The organism is Pseudomonas sp. GW823-FHT04A03 (assembly GCF_058796615.1).
In genome coordinates, this window is the sequence record NZ_JBXAIV010000006.1 from 37,254 (window position 1) to 58,128 (window position 20,875).

Consider the following 20,875-nt stretch of genomic DNA (forward strand, 5'->3'; position numbering starts at 1 on the left):
AAACTGCGGGGCAATGGAATGCATACGTCCGGAGGACGCTGCGATGAGCAAGGTAGTGGTGGTCTATCACAGTGGCTACGGGCACACCCGCGTCATTGCGCAGGCAGTGGCCCAAGGTGTGGAACGCCACTTGGGCAGCACCTGCCTGTTGCTGGCGGTGGAAGACGTGGAAGCCCACTGGGATGACCTGCACCGCGCCGACGCCATTATCTTCGGCGCGCCGACCTACATGGGCAGCGCCTCGGCGGCGTTCAAGCAATTCATGGAGGCCACGGCCTCGTTCTACCTCGCCCGGCCGTGGCGCGACAAGCTCGCGGCGGGCTTCACCAATTCCGGCAGCCTGTGTGGCGACAAACTCAATACGTTGCTGCAAATGGCAGTGTTCGCCGCCCAGCATTCGATGATCTGGGTCGGGCTCGATCTGCTGCCGGCGCGTGCGTGCGACGGTGTGTTCGACGGCCAGTTGAATCGCCTCGGCAGCTCCCTTGGCGCGATGTCCCAATCCTGCGTCGAGCAACCGCCCGAACAGGCACCTCCTGTGGAAGACCAACAAACCGCCGCACACCTGGGCGAGCGGGTGGCGCGACTGGCTCAGCGGATGGCTCGGGAGTGAAACCGTCTCAGCGGTTTTTCATGACCTGACAACGCCACGCAAACGGATTGATCCCTTCGCTGCGGGTGAAGATGTGGCAGAAGTGCGCCTGATCGCAGAAGCCGCATTCCAGGCTGATCTGCGTGAGGCTGTGGTTGGTCTGCTGGATCAACAGCTTGGCCCGGGCGATGCGCTGGGTGCGGATCCAGTCTTGCGGCGAGTACCCGGTGCTGCACTTGAACGCCCGGGAAAAATGACTGCGCGACAGTGAGCAGGCGCTGGCCAGTTCGGTGACTTCCAGGCTGTCGCCGAGGCGTTCGAGGATCAGCTGTTTCACCAGCCGCTCGCGTTGCGGGCTGAGGCCGCCGGTGCTGGTCTTGCGGGGTTCGCTGGCAGGGGCGCGGGCGACGGTTTGCTGTAAGTGAGCCATGGCCAAGGTCCGTGTCGGTGGGGAACGCACGGTCAGCGCTTTCCCTCAGGTCAATAAAACAACGCTGCGCAGAGGGATTCATTGTTTGGCGAGGGGCGAAGGCTGACGAGTTAAACGTTGTTAATTCCGCCACCGAAGCCGGCTTCGAATGACCGTCGATCAAGTAAAGTGCGCAGCACTTGCGCCTGGCCAATAAGGAAAACACGCCCATGAACCGAAACGATCTGCGCCGCGTCGACATGAACCTGCTGGTGATTTTCGAAGCGCTGATGTTCGAAAAGAACCTGACCCGCGTCGCCGAAAAACTGTTCATGGGCCAGCCGGCGGTGAGCGCGGCGCTGGGCCGCTTGCGCGATCTGTTCGACGATCCGCTGTTGCTGCGCAACGGTCGCGGCATGGAACCGACGGCGCGGGCGCTGGCGATTCTTCGGGAACTGCAACCGGCGATGGACGTGATTTCCGGCGCGGTCAGCCGGGCCAAGGAATTCGATCCGGCGACCAGTTGCGACGTGTTCCGCATCGGCCTGTCGGATGACGCCGAGTTCGGCCTGTTCCCGCCATTGCTGCGTCAGTTGCAGGAGGAGGCGCCGGGGATCGTAGTCGTGGTGCGCCGCGCCAACTATCTGCTGATGCCGACGTTGCTTGCCTCCGGGGAAATCTCCGTCGGCGTGAGCTACACCACCGATCTGCCGGCCAACGCCAAGCGCAAGAAACTGCGCGACATTCCCTGCAAGGTCCTGCGCGGCGATAACCGCCCTGGTCCGCTGACTCTCGACGAATACTGCGAGCGGCCTCATGCGATGGTGTCGTTCTCGGGGGATCTGAGCGGCAACATCGACGTGGATCTGGCCAAGGTTGGCCGCAGTCGCAGGGTGGTGCTCGGTGTTCCGCAATTCAGCGGTTTGCGCGCGCTGCTGGCCGGCACCGAGATGATCGCCACCGTGCCGGATTACGCCGCGTGCGCGTTGGTCGAAGGCTGTGCGTTGCGAGCTGAAGATCCGCCGTTTCCGATTGATGCGGCACAACTGTCGATGGCCTGGAGCGGGGTGCATGACAACGACCCGGCGGAGAAATGGCTGCGGTCGCGGATCAGTCAGTTCATGTCGGTGACGCTGGATATTCCGGTGTAACAAGACCTGAAACACAATTTGTTTCTCGTCTTATAACCCTGTGGGAGCAAGCTCGCTCCCACAATAATTTGTGTCGTTCGTGGGTTCTTTGTGTTCTCGCAAAAAGAGCACACCCATCCAATTTCCCCCCGATCAATCATTGCACTATTCCCTGCAATGATTGATCAAGGGTGGGCCCATGAACGCTGTACAACGCGATGACCAGGCGCAAAACCTCGGCCTGCTGTTCCTGCGGGTGACCGGCGGGTTGTTTCTGCTGTTCGTCCACGGCTTGCCCAAGCTGCTGGACTTCACCGCGCAGCTGCAACTGATCGAAGACCCGTTCCACCTCGGTGCTCACCTCACTTTGATTCTGGCGATCTTCGCCGAAGTCCTCTGTCCGCTACTGATCGTCGCCGGAGTGCTGGCGCGTCTGGCGTGCTTGCCTATTCTGTTTGTGCTGCTGGTGGCGCTGCTGCTTGTGCATCCGCAATGGAGTGTGGCCGAAGGGCAGTTCGGCTGGTTGCTGTTGATCCTCTTCACCACTGTTCTGATCGCCGGGCCGGGACGGCTGGCGCTCAATGTTCGTTTGCCCGGAGTACTCCGTTATGCCTGATGCCCAGACCCTGAAAAAACCGGGACCCGAAGAAACCGTGACGCTGATCGTCAAGCACCGGGTCAAGGCCGGTTTTGAAGCGCCTTACGAAGCCTGGCTGCGCAATATCGTCAGCGTGGCGGGGCGCGAAGAAGGGCATCTGGGTGTGGACGTGATGCGCAGCCAGCAGGGCGGGCTCGCGCTGTTCACCTGTGTGCTGCGTTATTGCTCGACCGAAGCGATGCAGCGCTGGCTCGATTCGCCGCAGCGTCAGAAGCTGATCGATGAAGCGGCGCCGATGCTCGCCGACGGCGACCAGACCGAAGTCAACGCAGCCAATGAATTCTGGTTCACGCCGACGGCCGAGGCCGGTTCGCCACCACCGCGCTGGAAGCAGGCCGTGGTGACGCTGCTGGTGATTCTGCCGCATACCTTGCTGGTGCCGCTGATCTGGGGGCCGCTGCTGCAACTCAATGCCTTTCTCTCCAACTACGTGGTCGCCACGTTCCTGATCACCCTGACCATCGTGGTGTCGGTGGTCTACGTGTTCATGCCGCCCGTGACCCGTCTGTTCGCGCCGTGGCTGGAAGCCGGTCAGTCAAAGAAACACCTCGAATCCAACGCCAATCCGCCACGCTGAAGCGGCGGATCCGGGCTCCGTTTCACTTATCTCGAAGGAACTGCGATGAACGCCGATCTGATTCTGTTCAATGGCCAATTTCATACGGTAGACCGCGAAAAACCCCTCGCCAGTGCCGTGGCGATCAAGGACGGCCGCTTTGTCGTCGTCGGTAACGATACGCAAGCCATGGCCCTGCGCGGCGCCGGTACGCAAGTGGTCGACCTCAAGGGCCGCTGCGTGATTCCCGGCCTCAACGACTCGCACTTGCACCTGATCCGTGGCGGTTTGAACTACAACCTCGAACTGCGCTGGGAAGGCGTGCCGTCGCTGGCCGATGCGCTGCGTATGCTCAAGGATCAGGCTGACCGCACGCCGACTCCGCAGTGGGTACGCGTGGTGGGTGGCTGGAACGAATTCCAGTTCGCCGAAAAGCGCATGCCGACCCTCGAAGAAATCAACCAGGCGGCGCCGGACACCCCGGTGTTCATCCTGCACCTGTACGACCGTGCGCTGCTCAACCGCGCTGCGTTGCGCGTCGCCGGCTACACCCGTGACACGCCAAACCCGCCGGGCGGCGAGATCGTGCGCGATGCCAACGGCAACCCGACCGGCATGCTGGTGGCGCGGCCGAACGCGATGATTCTGTACTCGACGCTGGCCAAGGGGCCGAAGCTGCCGCTGGAATATCAGGTCAACTCGACCCGCCAGTTCATGCGCGAACTCAATCGCCTCGGCCTGACCAGCGCCATCGATGCCGGCGGCGGTTTCCAGAACTACCCGGACGATTATCAGGTGATCGAACAACTGGCCAAAGACGACCAGTTGACCGTGCGCATCGCCTACAACCTGTTCACCCAGAAGCCGAAAGAAGAACTGACCGACTTCCAGAACTGGACCGGCAGCGTCAAGTTGCACCAGGGCGATGACTTCCTGCGTCACAACGGCGCCGGGGAAATGCTGGTGTTCTCGGCAGCCGACTTCGAAGACTTCCTCGAACCGCGCCCGGACCTGCCGCAGACCATGGAACAGGAGCTGGAGCCGGTGGTGCGCCACCTGGTCGAGCAGCGCTGGCCGTTCCGTCTGCACGCCACCTACAACGAATCGATCAGCCGCATGCTGGATGTGTTCGAGAAGGTCAACCGCGACATTCCGTTCAACGGCTTGCCGTGGTTCTTCGACCATGCCGAAACCATCACCCCGCAGAACATCGAGCGAGTGAAAGCGCTGGGCGGCGGCATCGCGATTCAGGATCGCATGGCGTTCCAGGGCGAATACTTCGTCGACCGCTACGGCAAACAAGCCGCCGAAGCCACGCCACCGATCAAACGCATGCTCGCCGAAGGCGTGCCGGTGGGTGCGGGCACCGATGCCACCCGCGTGTCGAGCTACAACCCGTGGACCTCGCTGTACTGGATGGTCAGCGGTCGCACCGTCGGCGGTCTGGCGCTGTACGAAGAAGGTTTGCCACGCACCACCGCGCTGGAACTGTTCACCCACGGCAGCGCCTGGTTCTCGTCCGAGCAGGGCAAGAAGGGCCAGATCAAGGTCGGACAACTGGCGGATCTGGCGGCGCTGAGCGCGGACTTTTTCCATGTCGAGGAAGAAGCGATCAAGTGGATCGAATCGGTGCTGACCGTGGTCGGCGGCAAAATCGTTTATTCCGCTGGCGACTTCGAAGACCTCGGCCCACGTGCATTGCCGGTGCTGCCGGACTGGTCGCCAGTGGTGAAAGTCCCGGGCCACTGGCGCCCGAATTCGCCCTTGCAAGCCCAGGTGCACCAGTGCAGCGGCCCGTGCGCGGTGCACACCCACAGCCATGAAAAGGCGCGGATGTCGAATGCGCCGGTCAGCGACTTCGCCGGTTTCTGGGGCGCGTTCGGTTGCTCTTGCTTCGCTTTCTGATCCCGTAAACGGCGCCGGCCTTCGTGGCCGGCGCTTGCCGCATCACCCATCCCCGAGGAGTTTCACATGAGCAACGTTCCTTACAAACGCTTGAACAAAGACGACGCCGTGGTTCTGCTGGTCGACCACCAGACCGGTCTGATCTCGCTGGTGCAGGATTTCTCGCCGAACGAATTCAAGAACAACGTGCTGGCGCTGGGTGACATCGCCAAGTTCTTCAACCTGCCGACCATCCTCACCACCAGCTTCGACAGCGGCCCGAACGGCCCGATCGTGCCTGAGCTGAAAGAGCAATTCCCGGACGCGCCGTTCATTGCCCGCCCTGGCCAGATCAACGCCTGGGACAACGAAGACTTCGTCAAGGCCATCAAGGCCACCGGCCGCAAGCAACTGATCATCGCCGGTGTGGTGACTGACGTGTGCGTGGCGTTCCCTACCCTGTCGGCGATTGCTGAAGGGTTTGAAGTGTTCGTGGTGACTGACGCTTCCGGCACTTTCAACACCACCGTGCAACAAGCGGCGTGGGCGCGCATGTCCGCTGCCGGCGCGCACCTGTTGAACTGGTTTGCTGTGGCTTGTGAGCTGCAGGGCGACTGGCGCAACGACATGGAAGGCCTGGCGAATCTGCTGTCGCAGCGTCTGCCTAACTATCGCAATCTGATCAACAGCTACACCAAGTTCACCGCTCAGTAAGTCTGTAACGAAGATGCCCGCCACATTGGCGGGCATCTTTTTGCCTGTTGAAAAGGGCTCAGCGCTTTTGCAACCACCCCAAAAACCCACCCTTACGAACCGGCACAGGCTTGGCCATCAACGCCAACCGACTGTTCTGCTGCCGCACCGCCTGCAATTTGTTCAACGCCCGACCCACTTCACTGCGCTGTTCCATGCATTGGCGAGTCAGATTCTTGTCGAGGCGATAAATGATCGAAGACGTCAGTGCGGTAAACGTCGCCTGCGAAGGCGTATCCGCGAGAATGCTCTGCTCACCCATGACCTCACTCGGCCCCATGCGCCCGGCCTCGGTGAAGCCATTGCCGTCCGGCACGCTGGCGCTGACCACGCCGGTGGCGATCACGAACAGGCTGTCCGGGACTTCCTCCAGATTGAGCACCACCTGCCCGGCGCTGTACTGCTGCGCGACCATCGACTCGGCGAGGCGATCGCGTTCCTCATGACTCAGCGAGCGGAAGATTTTCACTTCGTCGAGCAACGCGCGAGCGCGGGTCGACGGTTCGATCACGCCGTCCGGGTGCCGCGAGATGCCGGCCGCCTCGAGATGGCGGTGGGCGAGGTCGAACAGTTGATTGCGCACGTCGCTTTTCTTGCCCAGTTCGGCGATGAAACCGCTGGCCACGTATTCCGACATTTCGTCGCCGGCCTCTTTCAACACGGCTTTCGGCGCAGGCGACAGCAACAGGCTGCTGCTGCCTTGCAGCGTGCGGTCGAGGGCGTCGAGTACCCGGCGCGGGCGGATGTGGTTCGGCACCTTGATGCTGATCGAAACGCCGTGCAGGTTGTTCGGGCGGCTGAGGTTGACGATCTTGGCCTTGGCCGCCACCGAGTTCGGCACCACGGCCAGGGTGCCGGTGCTGGTCAGCAGGTGCGTGGCGCGCCAGTTGATGTCGAGCACCTTGCCTTCGACGCCGTCGATGACCACCAGATCATCCACCTGATACGGCTTGGTGGTGTTGAGCACGATGCCGGAAAACACGTCGGCCAAGGTGCTTTGCAGCGCGAGACCGATGACGATCGCCACCACGCCGGAGGTCGCGAGCAGGCCTTTGACCGGCAGATCCAGCACATAACCGGCAGCTGCAACAATGGCCGCCAGAAACACCAGCGCACCGATCACGTCCTGCAACAGCCGGCCGCTGTGGCCGATGCGGCGCATCAGGATCAGGCCGATGACTTCGGTCAGCACCCGCGCCGCGTACAGCCACCAGAGAATCCCCAGTGCCGTCGCCCCGAGTTGCGCCACCGGGTCATCGGCAAACAACGGCGCCTGCAATGGGCTGACACCGGCATTGATGGCCAATGCGTTGAAGGCCAGAAACAGCACCAGTCGCACAGCGACCCGTTGCGCGCGATGCTTGAACGGCGCGAGATGCCAGAGCAGGGTATCGAGCACCAGCAGCAGGGCGCTCCAGGACAGCAGGTGGGCAGAAAAAAGGCTCATGGGATGAACTCCGGCGGGCACAAAAGAAAACGCCACACCCGAAGGTGTGGCGAGGGGTTGCACTCAGTTCAGATGGGTCTTGAGTTCCGCTGCGGCCTGGCGCACGGCGGCTTTCACTTCAGGAATCCCGTTCAGCGGGTTGAGCAGGCCGAAGTCGTGAATCATCCCGTTGTAGCGCACCGAGGTCACCGGTACACCGGCCGCGTCGAGGTGGCGGGCGTAGCCTTCGCCTTCGTCACGCAGCACGTCGAACTCGGCGGTCTGCACCAGCGCGGCGGGCAGGCCCTTGAGCTGTTCGGCGCTGGCGTTGAGCGGCGAGGCATGGATCTGCGCACGCTCGGCCGGGTTGGTGGTGTAGTTGTCCCAGAACCACTGCATCATGCCCTTGGTCAGGAAGTGGCCCTCGGCGAACTGCTGGTACGAGCCGTTATCGAACCCGGCGTTGGTCACCGGCCACATCAGCAACTGGAAGCGCAGGGCCGGGGTTTTCTGTTCCTTGGCCATCAACGCCACGACTGCCGCCATGTTGCCGCCGACGCTGTTTCCGGCCACCGCCAGGCGCTTGCCGTCGACCCCGATGTCCTTGCCGTGCTCGGCGACCCATTTGGTTGCCGCGTAAGCCTGATTGATCGCGGTCGGGTACTGAGCTTCCGGCGACGGCGTGTAATCGACATACACCGCGACCGCGCCAGAGCCCACCACCAGATCACGAATCAAGCGTTGGTGCGTCGGGAAGTCGCCCAGCACCCAGCCACCACCGTGGAAGAACATGAACACCGGCAGCTCGCCTTTGACCTTGGCCGGACGCACCACTTTCAGGTTGATCGTCTGGCCATCGACCTTGATCGCCTTGTCGCTGACTTCAACGCCGGACAGATCAACCTTCACCGAAGCCTGAGCACCGGTCAGCACCGCACGGGCGTCTTTGGGGCTCAGTTGCTCGAGCGGTTTGCCACCGCCAGCGGCGAGGGCGTCGAGGAAGGCCTGAGTGGTGTGTTCGACCCCAGTGCCTTCGGCGGCGAATGCGTTGCCGATGGACAGGGCGAGGAGGGACGCGGCGAGGGTTTTCTTGATGTTCATGTGCAATTCCTTTTTAAGTCGTTTGAGTTTTTGTATGCCTTGGGATCGGGCTGCTGTGGCGCTGGGCTTCAGGCCTCAGCAACACCGTGAGCACAGATTAATGAGGTGCCGGAAAGTGAAAAAGCGGCTATAAAGCGTTTAACTGTCAACCAGAGAGTGACAATGAACCCGTTTGAAGACATGCGTATTTTTTGCCAGGTGATGGACTCCGGCAGCTTCACGGCGGCGGCCGATCAGTTGGGCCTGTCCAAGCAGTTTGTCAGCCGTCGGTTGATGCAACTGGAGGAGCGCCTCGGCGTGCGATTGCTCAACCGCTCGACCCGGCGCCTGGACGTGACGCCGCTGGGCCAGAGCTATTACGAGTCGGCGCTGCGCTTGCTTGGCGAAGTGGAATCGGTGGAGCAGGGCATTGCCGGGCAGACCGCCGAGCCGCGCGGGGCGATTCGCGTGAGTGCGCCGCTGTCGTTTGCGCTGGCGCATCTGGGCTGTTTGCTGCCGCCGTTTCTGCAACGTTATCGCGAGGTCACGGTGGAGGTGGATCTGAGCGACCGGCCGGTGGATCTGCTCGGCGAGGGTTACGACCTGGCGTTGCGCATTGGCGTACTGGAAGACTCGACCCTGATCGCCCGACGCATCGCGTCAATCGAGCGGGTGTATTGCGCCAGCCCCGCGTATCTGGCGGAGCGCGGCACGCCGGTCAAACCGGAAGACCTGCTCGGCCACGACTGCCTGCCTTACGGTCACGGGCGCTCGGTGCAATGGCGGTTCAACGCGGGGCAGGGCAAGCCGCTGCTGGTGAATGTCACCGGGCGGATGCGCGTCAACAACGGTGAGTTGCTGCGGGATGCGGCGGTGGCGGGGATGGGAATTACCTATCTGCCGACGTTCATTGTCGGCGCGGCGCTGAAGGATGGGCGACTGGTGCCGGTGCTGGACGAGTTTCGGCCGGAGCCGCTGACGCTGTCGGCGGTGTATCCGCAGCATCGTCAGGCGTCGCGGCCGGTGCAGGCGTTGATCGAGTTTTTGCGGGAGCGGCTGGATAAGGCACATGCGATTTTGTAGCCGCTGAAAAACATTGTGGGAGCTAGCAGGCTAGCTCCCACAGGGGGGAAGTATTTCAGGCTGAATCAGTTGGCGCGCTTGTCATCGCCAGGCTCACCGCCGACGTGAACCCCGCGATTGTCACCGGGTTCGCCCGCCGCATGCAGGCCGTGGTCATCACCGATTTCACCAGCGCGATGTACGCCATGGTCGTCACCGATTTCTCCAGCGCGATGCACGCCATGGTCATCACCGATTTCACCGGCTCGATGCACACCGTGGTCATCGCCGACCTCTCCGGACCGATGCACACCATGGTCGTCGCCGGGTTCTGAATGCGTGCCGCTGCGACCGGATGACGCCGTGTTGCCGGAATGGCCCGAGCCGTGGTCACTGCCGCTGTGGCCACTGTTGCCACCGCCGCCACTGCCACTGTTGCCGCCACTGCCGCTGCCGCCGTGACCACCTCCATTGCCACCGCTGCCACCGCCACCTCCATTACCGCCACCACCGCCACCGCTGCCGCCACCTCCATTACCGCCGCCACCGCCTCCGCTGCCACCCCCGCCATTTCCGCCTCCACCACCGCCACTACCTCCACCACCGCCCCCACTTCCCCCATCCTTGGCCTGAACACTCGACACCCCGGACAGGCTGTCCGGAATCAGTACGGTAGACGCCGACAGGACTGCGCCGATGGCCATTGCGAGCACGAGCTTTTTAATGTGCATATCGTTCTCCGTCTTTGTTGTCTTGATTGGGAACGTGGATGTGCCTTGTTTTTGCGTGTGATCCGACCCGTTCCCGAGGTCAGTGGATACTCGAAGCCAGTTCGAAGATCGGGATGTACATCAGGATCACGATCACCCCGATCAACAGGCCGATGAAGGTCATGAGCAGCGGTTCGAACAGACGCACGAACCACTCGATCCAGCGGCTGATTTCCTCGTCGTAGAAATCGGCGCTGCGTTCCATCATTTGCCCCAGGTTGCCGGACTGTTCGCCGGCGCGCAGCAGGCGCAGGGACACGGGCGTCACCAGACGGTTGAGCTCCAGCGCGGTGGACAGCGACTGCCCCTCGCGCACCCGCTCGCAGGCCTGATCCAGGCGTGCTCGCGAGGCCACGGTGAGCAGGCCGCGCACCATGCCCATGGCCGTCACCAGCGGAATCCCGCCTTGCAGCAGAATCCCCAGCGACCGGTAAAACCGCGCCAGCTCATACATGAAAATCCGCTGGTGCACGGCGGGCAGTTTCTCTACCAGCCGATCCAGCCCACGGCGAAACGCCGGTTGTTTCTGCAGCACGGCGAGGGCGATGATGATCGTCGCCAACAGGCCGAAAAACTCACCCTGATGGGCGTGCAGAAACATGCCGCTGCTCATCAGGATCTGCGACAGCCACGGCAGGTTCGAGCCCAGCCCTTCGAACACCAGGCTGAAGCGCGGCACCACGTAGCCCATCAAAAACAGCACCACGCCACCGCCGACCACCAGCAACAGCAGCGGGTAGATCGAGGCGCTGACGATCTTCTGCCGCACCTCGTCCATGCGCTGGCGATAGCTCACGTAACGGCCCAGCGCATCGCCGACCGCGCCGGTCTTCTCGCTGGACTGTACCAGCGCAACGTACAAGGGGGGGAAAACCGCCGACAACTGGCCCAGTGCCTGGGAGAAGGATTTGCCCTCGTACAGCAGCCGCACCAGCTCGCTCAAGGTTTTGCGGGCGGCGGGGGCGGTTTCTTTTTCGGCCAGGCTTTCCAGCGCATCGATCAGCGGCAGGCCGGCGTTGAGCAGGGTGGTCAGTTCCTGGCTGAACAGCACCAGGTTGAAGGTTTCACGCTTGCTCAGGCGCAACGAACGCCAGTGCCTCTCGGCGTGCAGGCTGACCACGCGCAAGCCCTGATCCTCGGCGATGCGCCGCGCTTCACTCTGACCCGGTGCCTCGACACTCAGCGACACCACCCCGGCCTTGCCCACTGCTTTGAGTTGAAATCGCATGCCGTGTGCTCCGCTTATTGCCAGTTGGTGACTTCGGCGTTTTCGCCTTCGCCGCCAGGCTGGCCGTCCTTGCCCATCGAGAGCAGGTCGTACTCGCTGTTTTCGCCGGGATAGCGGTAGGTGTAGTTACGCCCCCACGGATCCTGCGGCAGTTTTTTCTGCAAGTACGGGCCGGTCCATTTGGCTTCGTCGCTCGGTGCGGTCACCAGCGCCTGCAAACCCTGTTCGGTGGACGGGTAGTGGCCGACCTCCAGCCGATACAAATCAAGCGCCTTGCCCAGGCCTTCGATCTGCGCTTTGGCGACCTTCACCTCGGAACGCCCCAGCTGGGCGAAATATTTGGGCGCGACGATCCCGGCCAGCAGGCCGAGCACCACCAGCACCACGAGCAATTCGAGCAGGGTGAAACCGCGTTGGGCACGCGGACGAAAATGCAACTTCATGATGACCTCCCGTGAGTGGCAGCCGTGTCGCCGAAAGGGCTTATGCAATTGCCATGCTCAGCCCCCGATTATTTCGGCTGCCGGGCTGAAGCCCTTGTATTACGGGCTTTTCAAGAGTCGGCACAGTGCTTGCGTACGGCTGATTGACGACGGGTCAGTGGGGCATTTCCCCCAATTTTTCGGGGCCTGTCAGGGGAGGCCCAATGATCCATTCATTCACTGCAGGACTGCTCGGCTGCTTGATGTTAAGCGGTGCCGCGCAAGCCGATGTCTTCGTTTCCGTGGACGCCAAGGGCAGCTACGTGCTGTCCAACGTCCACCGTCCCGGACGCACTTACGAGCGGGTGATTCGTGAGTCCGATGCGCCCCTGGTCAGCCTTGACCGGCAACCGCAATTGATCGCCAACCAGCCTTACGCCGAGCTGGTGTCAGCGGCGGCCAGCGCCAATCACCTGCCCGAGGCTTTGCTGCACGCGGTGATCAAGTCCGAATCCAACTACAACCCCGGCGCCACCTCGCCCAAGGGCGCCGGCGGACTGATGCAATTGATGCCCGACACCGCGCGTGAGTTGGGGGTGAAAGACGTCTACGACCCCAAGGCCAACATCCAGGGCGGGGCCAAATACCTCAAACGCCTGATGACCCTGTTCGACAACGACATCGCCCTGGCCGTGGCGGCTTACAACGCCGGGCCTGACGCGGTGCTCAGCCGGGGCCGGGTGATTCCGCCGTTCGCCGAAACCCAGCGTTACGTGCCGAGCGTTTTGCGTCAGTACCGGCGTTTGCAGGGGCTGGCGGTGGATGCACCGTTGTAAAGCCTTTCTTTGTAAATCCAGCCCCGGCTTTCCCCACTATCGGGGCAAACCGATGGCCCCGGAAAAAGTGGGGAATCGGGTGGGGAATATCCCCCGGATTCTCAAGTGGTTTGTGTAACTGGTTGAGATGGAAAGCAATTTTTTGTGGCACGCGGATTGCTCCAAGGGGTTTATCGAGAATCGTTCCCTGTGAGCACCCACTACGAGGTTTCCGATCATGGTTGGCATTCACCACGCACCGTCCCTGTTGAACTGGCTGCTGTTGCTGGCTTCGATGCTCAGCGTCGAACTGGCCAGCGCCGCCGTGCGCTGCGAGCGCAATCTGGTGGCCAATGTGGTCGCCTTCGATCAACCGCTGATGTTCAACCGCCTCGGTGCGCAGAACGTCAACGGGATGATGTTCGCGTTGCGCCGCGATGTGGTCGATGACCATGACGTCTCGCTGGCCTACGGCGGCAGCGCGGTGCCGGGCAAGGTGTCGCTGCGTGCGGACAAGCGTCCGCGGCCATTGGTGCTGCGGGTGGCTGCCGGTGATTGCCTGACGATCAATCTGCAGAACCTGCTCGATTATCAGGCCAACCCCAACAAGCACTTCGAAGGGCCCGAGGGCGAAGAAGAAGGCGAGGAGGGCATCGAGAACGCCGGCGGCGCTGAAGACTTCAAGGTCGACGAGCAGGTCGCCGACCGCCATGTCGGTTTCCAGGTCAACGGCCTGCAAGCGGTGAACAGCATCGACGACATTTCCTCCTACACCGGGCGCAACGCCAACACCCTGGTGCCGCCGGGTGCAAGCCGTTCGTATGTTCTGTATGCGGAGCGCGAAGGGGCGTTTGCCGTCAGCAGCCGTGGCGCGACATTCGGCGGGGAGGGCGCGGCCGGGAACGTCGCCAACGGCCTGTTCGGCCAGGTCGTGGTGGTGCCGAAATCGGGACGCACCTATCGCAACACCCTCACCGAAGAAGAAATGCGTCTGGCAACCACCGGCCGCACACCAGCCGGTCACCCCATCGTCGATTACCAGGCCCGCTACCCGCAGCGCGAACCGTGGTTGCGTGAAGGCAAGGCCGGTACGCCGATTATCAGCATGGTCGACGGCAACGAAATCATCTCCAGCGAAAGCGATGCAATCGTCATGGGCAGCAACGCCGATGGCAGTTTTGCGCCCAGCACCTATCCACTGGAATCGGTGGGCAAACGCAACCCGGCGATCCCCAACCGCCTCGAGCCGTTTCGCGATTTCGCCTCGCAGTTCCAGGACGAAACCGCCGCTACCCAGGCATTCCCCGCCTACTGGGCCGACCCGGTCATGGCTCATGTGCTGGAGCCGACCCGCGACTCGTTCATGATCAACTACGGTTCCGGCGGCATGGGCGCTGAAGTGGTCGCCAACCGCCTCGGCGTAGGTCCGATGCACGACTGCCTGTCGTGCGCCTACGAAGAATTCTTCCTCAGCTCGCACACCGTCGGTGACGTGGCGATGCTGGTGGACGTGCCGGCCAACACCGGGCTTGAGAACATCGCCCCCGGCCAGACACCGAGCGCCGATCAGGTCGGCGTCAAGGCCACCATGGCCCTGTATCCGTCGGAGCCGTCGAACGTCAACCACAGCTACATCGGTGACTTCGTCAAATTCCGCAACACCCACAACGGCCACGAGCAGCACATCTTCCACCTGCATGGCCATCAGTGGCTGTTCAACCCCAACGACGACAACTCCGATTACGTCGATGCCCAAGGCATTGGCCCCGGCGCCGGCTATACCTACGAAATCGCCAACGGCGGCTCCGGCAACCGCAACCGGGTGGCCGGCGATGCGATCTATCACTGCCACTTCTACCCGCATTTCGCCCAGGGCATGTGGTCGATGTGGCGGGTGCACGATGTGTTCGAGGAAGGCACCCGGCTGGAAGTCTCGCAACAGGGCGCCGATGGTTATCACAGCGAACCTTACGCACTGCGCAGCGGTAAACCGGCCGCCGGTGCCCGCGCCTTGCCGGATGGCGAGATCATTGCCGGCACGCCGATTCCTGCCGTCGTGCCGCTGCCCGGCAAAGCCATGGCCCCGATGCCGGGCAAAGTGGTGGTGGTACCGAAAATCGGTGAAACCCTGGTCGCCGGCCACGATGACGACGATGAGGAAGAAGAGGGCGATGACGACGGCGAACACCATGGCGGCAACGGTGGTTCGCAAGCCATCGGTTCCCTGGCACTGGTCGATCGCAGCGAAGCCAACCGCAACGCCGACGGCAGCCTGAAAAACCCTGGCTATCCGTTCTGGATCGGCGGCATGGAAAGTTCGGTGGGCCAGCGTCCGCCAACCCCACCGCTGGACATGCTCGACGCTACCACCGCGCAATCGTTGAAAGCCAGCGGCAAAGCGCTGTGGGCCAACCTCGACCCGAATCAGTCCGGCGGCTGGGACGGCGGCTTGCAGCGTCACACCCTCGACGGGGTGTCGGCCGGAGGCGCGGCGCACACCGTGACCACCTCGCTGGACTTCTCCAAGGAAGTCACCCGCGCCAAACCGATTTACCTGCCCGAAGAGGGCACCGAAGTGGAACAGGCGGCGATGGCGTTCCACGCGAAAAAGGACCACCCAAGCTTTGCCTTGCTGCCCGGCAATCAGATCGTGGCCAAGGCTTTCCGCACCAATGGCGCCTTGCCGATTGCCGGCGCGCCGTACTACGAACCGTGCATGGACGACCGGCAAAAACGCCTGACCAGCAGCGCCGGCACCGGTGAGTTCGCCAGTGGTGATCGGCTGGACGGCATGTCCTTCGTCGGCGCCTCGACCTTCACCGCCGACCGGCCACGGATCTACAAGGCCGCCAATATCCAGTTCGACGCGGTCTACAACAAGGTCGGTTATCACTTCCCGCAAGCCCGGATTCTGGCGCTGTGGGAAGACGCCTGGCCGGTGATCACCAAGCAGCGTCCGCCAGAGCCGCTGGTGATGCGCATGAACACCTTCGACTGCGTGCAATACCAGCAAACCAACCTGGTGCCTGCCACCTACGAGATGGACGACTATCAGGTGCGCACCCCGACCGACGTAATCGGCCAGCATATTCATTTGCCGAAGTGGGACCTGACGTCCGCTGACGGTTCCTCCAACGGCTGGAACTACGAGGACGGCGTGCTCTCCCCAGGCGCTGTTCAGGAACGCATTCACGCGATCCGCGAATTCAACCAGTGCGAAGGCACCGACCCGCGCGACGGCACCCAGGCCTGTCCGAAAGCCAAGGCGCATCCGTTCTTCGGTCAGTTCGGGCGCAGTGACTGGATGGGCGCGCGCACGGCCATGCAACGCTGGTTCGTCGACCCGGTGGTCAACGCCAAGGGCGTGGATCGTGGGCTGGGCACCATCTTCACCCACGACCACCTCGGCCCATCGACTCACCAGCAGATCGGGCTGTATGCCACGGTGCTGGCGGAACCGGCCGGTTCCACCTGGTTCCACGCCGAAACCGGCGAGCCTCTCTACAGCGGCGCACGCCAGGACGGCGGGCCGACTTCGTGGCAGGCGGTGATCAACACCGGCGACCTCGACGGCGACGGCAAGAACGACAGCTTCCGTGAGTTCTTCCTCGAATACAGCGACTTCCAGCATGCCTATGAAGCCGGTGTGTACGTGGGCGCCGGCCCTAACGGCGTGCCTAATCCGCAAGCGTTCCCGGCTACCGCAGACAGCTTCCGCTACGCGATCAACCCGCCGGTGCGCAACAACGCCAGCACCCTGCTCGAAGGCGTGCTGGAAGTGCAGGGCGGCCAAGTGCCGGGCTGCCCGAGCCGGCCTTGCCCGCAAGCGATCTCCGTGGATGACCCGGGCATGTTTGTCGTCAACTATCGCAACGAGCCGCTGGCCCTGCGGGTCTACGACCCGAACAAGGTCGGCCCGGACGGCAAGCGCGGCATGCAGGCCGACGGCCTCGGCGGCGATCTGGCGTACGCCATGCAAAGCCGCACCGACCGCGCGATTCCGGCGATGAACCTGGCACCGAACCTGGTGACGGCCGCCACCGGCCCGACTGGCGGCACCACGCTGTTCCCGCCGCACATCAACAAGGGCGGCAGCGAGCCGGGCGATCCTTTCACCCCGATGCTGCGTACCTACACCGGCGACAACGTGCGTCTGCGGGTACATGCCGGCGGCCACGAGGAAGAGCACAACGTCACCCTGCACGGCGTGAAGTGGCTGCAGAGCGGTTCCGGTTTCGGCAACAGCTCCAACTCCGGCTGGCGCGCCTCGCAGATGATCGGCATCTCCGAACAGATGGGCTTCATCGCACCTGTGTCGATGCTGTCCAGCTCTGCGGCGACCACCGGTGACTATCTGTACTCGATGGACGCCTCGATCGAAGGCTACTGGAGCGGGATCTGGGGCGTGATGCGCAACTACACGGCCAAACGCAATGACTTGTTCGCCATCCCGAACAACCCGAGCCCGGCCGGCATGCGCAACACCGTGGCGTTCGAAGGCAGCTGCCCACGGATCAGCGCCAACCCCAACGGCATCGGCACCCGGCCGACGGTGCAGCGCAACTATGAAGTGGTCGCCGCGCTGGCCAACGACATCCTCGGCAATCCGCTGGGCCTGAGCATCGGCGATTCGGCCGGGCTCGGTCAGCATGTCGGCGGGCCGCTGAATCCGGTGGGCGGCACCCTGGTGCTGAACTCGCGCACGGTGAGCATCCCGCAAGTCACGGTCACTGATCCGGAGGACGGCGAGACCATCACCATTGGTGGTCAGAGCGGGCCGCTGCATGATCCGACGGCGATCCTGTACGTGCGCAAGTCCGACCTCGATCCGGTCAGCGGCAAGCTCAAACCCGGCATTCCGGTCGAACCGCTGGTGCTGCGCGCAGCGGCCGGGGACTGCATCAACATCACTCTGGAAAACCGTCTGCCGAGCGTGATGCCGGACCTGACCCAGACGGCGGTGATGCAAGGCATGGTCAAGCGCGACCGCAACAGCGGCCTGGGCTCGACCACGTTCAGCAACAACCTGATGCGGCCGTCCAGCCACGTGGGTCTGCACGCCCAACTGCTGGCCTATGACATCACCAAATCCGACGGCACCAACGTCGGCGCCAATCCGACCCAGACCGTACCGCCACGGGTTGGCAGCAGCGGCGCCTACCCGACCCGTACCTATCAGTACTACGCCGGGCACCTGGAGCGTGAAGGCAAACCGGTCACGCAACTGGGTCGCAGTGTCGACAACATCAACGCCACGGCCGTGGAGTTCGGTGGCCTGAACTTCACCCCGGCGGATGTGATCAAGCAGCCGCAAAAAGGCCTGGGTGGTGCGATGAGCATCCTGCCGATCGGCGCGACCTGGGTCGACGATGCGCGCAAGGTCAACGCCACGGTCACCGCTCCGGGGCAAACGACTTACCGCGACTTCGCGATGGTCTGGCACAAGGCGCTGAACACCCGCTGGGCCAATGGCCGGCCGGTCGAAGGCATCGCTGCGGAGGGCTTCGGCGTGCCGACCGATCCGCAGGACAACTCGAGCATGGCGATCAACTACAAGACCGAACCGCTGTGGTACCGCTTCGGCCTCGCTCCGGATGCGCCGTTCGGCCATGCCGATGGCGCGGGTTATGGCGACATGACCAACGCGCACATGGCCTACAGCAATGCGCTGGTGGGGGGCGATCCGCAGACGCCGGTGCTGTATGCCAAACCGGGTCAGCCGTTCCGTACGCACATCCTGATGCCGAGCGGCGGCAGTCGCGGCACGACGTTCCAGCTCGACGGACACGTCTGGTCGCTCAACCCGTTCCAGGCCGAGAAGAGCGACACCGGCGGCTACCCGATGGGTGCGCCGGGCGTGGGTTCGGTGCGCTTCGGCTACAACCCGATGTCGATGTACATCGGCGCTCACGAAAGCATCCTGCCGGCGGCGCACTTCAGCTTCATGATCCCGAGCGCCGGGGGCAGCAACGCGATACCGGGGGACTACCTGTTCCGCGATTACGCCGCCTATGGCAACACCTCGGGGCTGTGGGGATTGCTGCGGGTGACCAATGAGCCGGAGCCGGCGCCGCCTGCTCAATAGGCGCCAATGCGCGACCTGTGGGAACCGGTGAACCCGCTCCCACAGGTGGGGAAAGGTTTGTAGGGGAGAGATGTATGAACAGGATCATCAACATCATCGGCGTCTGCCTGCTGGCGATGGCCGGCGCGCTGCTCACGCTGAGCGAGATTGCCCTGGCGCAAACCAGTGCGGAGCAGGTGCTGACCCGCGACGGCGTGTCGATCGCCTTCGATCTGAAGCCGCTGGCCAGCGACGGTCAGCTGCGTGAAGGGGAGTTCGCCGACGTGCAGTTTCGCGTCACCGAAGGTGCGTCCGGCCAGCCGCTGTCCGGTGTGGCGCCGGGGGCGTGGATCGATCCGCAAGCCATCGCCGCCGATCAGGCCCAGGGCCGCGACCAGAGCTGCAAGTCGCGGGTCGGTACGTTCCTCAAATCCAACATCGGCGCGCGGCCGCTGCTCGACCTCAACAGCTATTTCCTGCTGGTGATGAACCGCGATGCCAGCGTTTCGGTGGTCGATCCGTCAGTCTCGGTCGGCGGCATCACCAGCACCCTGGCGCGGATCGAACTCAAGCAATCGCCGATGGACTGGGTCACGCCCAAAGACAACAAAAAGGTCTTCGTGTCGATGCCGACGGCGGGGGAAGTGGCGGTGATCGACAGCGAGCAATTCAAGGTCATCGACTCGGTGGCCGCCGGCAGCCAACCGGTGCGGGTCGCGCTGCAACCGGACGAGCGCCTGCTGTGGGTCGGCAACAACGCGAGCAAGGCTGAAGAATCCGGGGTCACGGTGATCGACACTCAGAGCCTCAAACCGCTGAAACACCTGGCGACCGGGCGCGGCCATCACGAAATCACCTTCAGCAAGGACAGCCGTTTCGCCTTCGTCAGCAACCGCGACGACGGCACCCTGAGCGTTATCGACATCGCCAGCCTGAGCCTGCTGCAACAGGTCAAGACCGGCTCCAGCCCGTTGTCGGTGGCATACTCGCCGCTGTCCGGCGCGGTATACGTGGCCGATGGCAAGGACGGCACCGTCACCGTGATCGACAGCAACAGCCGCGCCGTACGCCGGGTGATCAAGCTGCAACAGGGCCTCGGCCCGATGGGCTTCAGCGCCGACGGCCGTTTTGGCGTGGTGCTGAACACGCTGGAAAACCGCGCCACGGTGATCGACGCGGCCAACGATTCGGCGATCCATGATCTGGAGGTTTCAGCCGAACCCTATCAAGTGGTGTTCACCCAGGCCTATGCCTACGTACGCGGACTGGCCTCGCCGAAAGTCACCATGATCAACCTGTCCTCGCTGGGCGAAGGGCGTCAGCCGATTACTCAAGGTTTCGAGGCCGGGCCGCAGCCGCCACGCCTGGCCGGGGATCTACCGCTGGCATCGAGCCTCGCCGTATCGCGCGATGACAACGCGGTGTTCGTGGTCAACCCGGTGGACAACACCACCTATTTCTACGCCGAAGGCATGAACGCGCCGATGTCCGGTTACCCCAACCGGGGGCAGATCGCCCGCGCCGCGCTGGTGATCGATCGCAGCCTGCGCGAAGTGTCGCCGGGGCTCTATAGCGCCCGGGTGAAACTGCCGGCGGCGGGGCGCTTCGACGTGGCGTTCCTGCTCAACCAGCCGAACATCATTCATTGCTTCAGCGCCCAGGTGGCGTCCGACGGCGCGCCTGAAAAACATGTGGGGGCGCCCAAAGTCGAGTTCCTGCTGGACAAGACCGCCGTGGCCCTCAACGACCCCTACGTGGTGCGTTTTCGCATCGTCCAGGGCAAACAGAAGATCCAGCGCAGCGGCGTGACCGACGTGCAGTTGCGCTACTTCCTCGCGCCGACTTCCCGGCCCCGTGAAGTGGCCGCACGGGAAGTCGCCGACGGCGTGTACGAAGCGCCGGTGACCCTCGACCGCAGCGGCGCCTGGTACCTGCATGTGCGCGCGGCCTCGCTGGGCGCCGGTTTCGACGACAAGACATTTGCCAGTGTCCGGGTGCTGCCCGGCCAGACTCAGTGACGAGGAAA

General features: G+C 63.3%; 16 protein-coding genes. 10 read left to right on the forward strand and 6 right to left on the reverse strand.

The genetic code is table 11. The features are described from left to right. The first annotated feature begins 43 nt into the window (after window positions 1–43). Window positions 44–613 (forward strand): flavodoxin family protein, encoded by a 570-nt coding sequence (locus AC1Q9F_RS16735; protein ID WP_492620372.1) that lies wholly within the window; start codon window positions 44–46, stop codon window positions 611–613. A gap of 7 nt (window positions 614–620) precedes the next feature. On the opposite strand, the gene AC1Q9F_RS16740 is transcribed toward AC1Q9F_RS16735, so the two are convergent. After that, window positions 621–1,022 (reverse strand): helix-turn-helix domain-containing protein, encoded by a 402-nt coding sequence (locus AC1Q9F_RS16740; protein ID WP_064595111.1) that lies wholly within the window; start codon window positions 1,020–1,022, stop codon window positions 621–623. A 209-nt stretch (window positions 1,023–1,231) separates the two neighbouring features. Between AC1Q9F_RS16740 and AC1Q9F_RS16745 the strand changes: the two genes are divergently transcribed. From AC1Q9F_RS16745 to ycaC, 5 genes are all read left to right on the forward strand, one after another. Continuing rightward, complete coding sequence (locus tag AC1Q9F_RS16745) at window positions 1,232–2,152, forward strand: LysR family transcriptional regulator (RefSeq protein ID WP_492620373.1); 921 nt, start codon at window positions 1,232–1,234, stop codon at window positions 2,150–2,152. 178 nt (window positions 2,153–2,330) lie between these two features. Continuing rightward, a complete protein-coding gene (locus AC1Q9F_RS16750; protein WP_179695668.1) occupies window positions 2,331–2,747 on the forward strand; it encodes a DoxX family protein in 417 nt (138 codons plus the stop codon). Next, window positions 2,740–3,366: an antibiotic biosynthesis monooxygenase gene (locus AC1Q9F_RS16755; RefSeq protein WP_492620374.1), complete on the forward strand. Its 627-nt coding sequence runs from the start codon at window positions 2,740–2,742 to the stop codon at window positions 3,364–3,366. Before AC1Q9F_RS16750 ends, AC1Q9F_RS16755 begins: the two co-directional genes overlap by 8 nt. Before the next feature lie 45 nt (window positions 3,367–3,411). After that, the gene (locus AC1Q9F_RS16760) at window positions 3,412–5,250 is read left to right on the forward strand and encodes an amidohydrolase (protein ID WP_085747770.1); all 1,839 of its coding nucleotides are present in this window, start codon (window positions 3,412–3,414) and stop codon (window positions 5,248–5,250) included. Between the two features lie 66 nt (window positions 5,251–5,316). Beyond that, on the forward strand, window positions 5,317–5,943 hold the full coding sequence (gene ycaC, locus AC1Q9F_RS16765; RefSeq protein ID WP_492620375.1) for an isochorismate family cysteine hydrolase YcaC: 627 nt from the start codon (window positions 5,317–5,319) through the stop codon (window positions 5,941–5,943). Between the two features lie 58 nt (window positions 5,944–6,001). Here ycaC and AC1Q9F_RS16770 read toward each other — a convergent pair whose 3' ends face one another. Both AC1Q9F_RS16770 and AC1Q9F_RS16775 read right to left on the reverse strand, forming a co-directional pair. Next, window positions 6,002–7,429 (reverse strand): mechanosensitive ion channel domain-containing protein, encoded by a 1,428-nt coding sequence (locus AC1Q9F_RS16770; protein ID WP_492620376.1) that lies wholly within the window; start codon window positions 7,427–7,429, stop codon window positions 6,002–6,004. A gap of 63 nt (window positions 7,430–7,492) precedes the next feature. Beyond that, on the reverse strand, window positions 7,493–8,509 hold the full coding sequence (locus tag AC1Q9F_RS16775) for an alpha/beta hydrolase (protein ID WP_457379319.1): 1,017 nt from the start codon (window positions 8,507–8,509) through the stop codon (window positions 7,493–7,495). Window positions 8,510–8,671: 162 nt separating this feature from the next. Between AC1Q9F_RS16775 and AC1Q9F_RS16780 the strand changes: the two genes are divergently transcribed. After that, a complete protein-coding gene (locus tag AC1Q9F_RS16780) occupies window positions 8,672–9,571 on the forward strand; it encodes a LysR family transcriptional regulator (RefSeq protein ID WP_179695662.1) in 900 nt (299 codons plus the stop codon). A 65-nt stretch (window positions 9,572–9,636) separates the two neighbouring features. Here AC1Q9F_RS16780 and AC1Q9F_RS16785 read toward each other — a convergent pair whose 3' ends face one another. From AC1Q9F_RS16785 to gspG, 3 genes are all read right to left on the reverse strand, one after another. Further along, the gene (locus AC1Q9F_RS16785) at window positions 9,637–10,281 is read right to left on the reverse strand and encodes a hypothetical protein (protein ID WP_492620377.1); all 645 of its coding nucleotides are present in this window, start codon (window positions 10,279–10,281) and stop codon (window positions 9,637–9,639) included. A 79-nt stretch (window positions 10,282–10,360) separates the two neighbouring features. After that, entirely contained in the window at window positions 10,361–11,548 is a 1,188-nt protein-coding gene (locus AC1Q9F_RS16790; RefSeq protein WP_273899812.1) for a type II secretion system F family protein, read from the reverse strand. 14 nt (window positions 11,549–11,562) lie between these two features. Further along, entirely contained in the window at window positions 11,563–11,991 is a 429-nt protein-coding gene (gspG, locus tag AC1Q9F_RS16795) for a type II secretion system major pseudopilin GspG (protein WP_492620378.1), read from the reverse strand. A gap of 203 nt (window positions 11,992–12,194) precedes the next feature. Here gspG and AC1Q9F_RS16800 point away from each other — a divergent pair, with 203 nt between their 5' ends. The 3 genes from AC1Q9F_RS16800 (at window position 12,195) to AC1Q9F_RS16810 (ending at window position 20,867) form a co-directional block, all read left to right on the forward strand. Continuing rightward, the gene (locus AC1Q9F_RS16800) at window positions 12,195–12,806 is read left to right on the forward strand and encodes a lytic transglycosylase domain-containing protein (protein ID WP_207985642.1); all 612 of its coding nucleotides are present in this window, start codon (window positions 12,195–12,197) and stop codon (window positions 12,804–12,806) included. Window positions 12,807–13,023: 217 nt separating this feature from the next. After that, entirely contained in the window at window positions 13,024–18,870 is a 5,847-nt protein-coding gene (gene mnxG, locus AC1Q9F_RS16805) for a manganese-oxidizing multicopper oxidase MnxG (RefSeq protein ID WP_492620379.1), read from the forward strand. A 74-nt stretch (window positions 18,871–18,944) separates the two neighbouring features. Further along, a complete protein-coding gene (locus tag AC1Q9F_RS16810; protein ID WP_492620380.1) occupies window positions 18,945–20,867 on the forward strand; it encodes a YncE family protein in 1,923 nt (640 codons plus the stop codon). Window positions 20,868–20,875 lie beyond the last annotated feature (8 nt).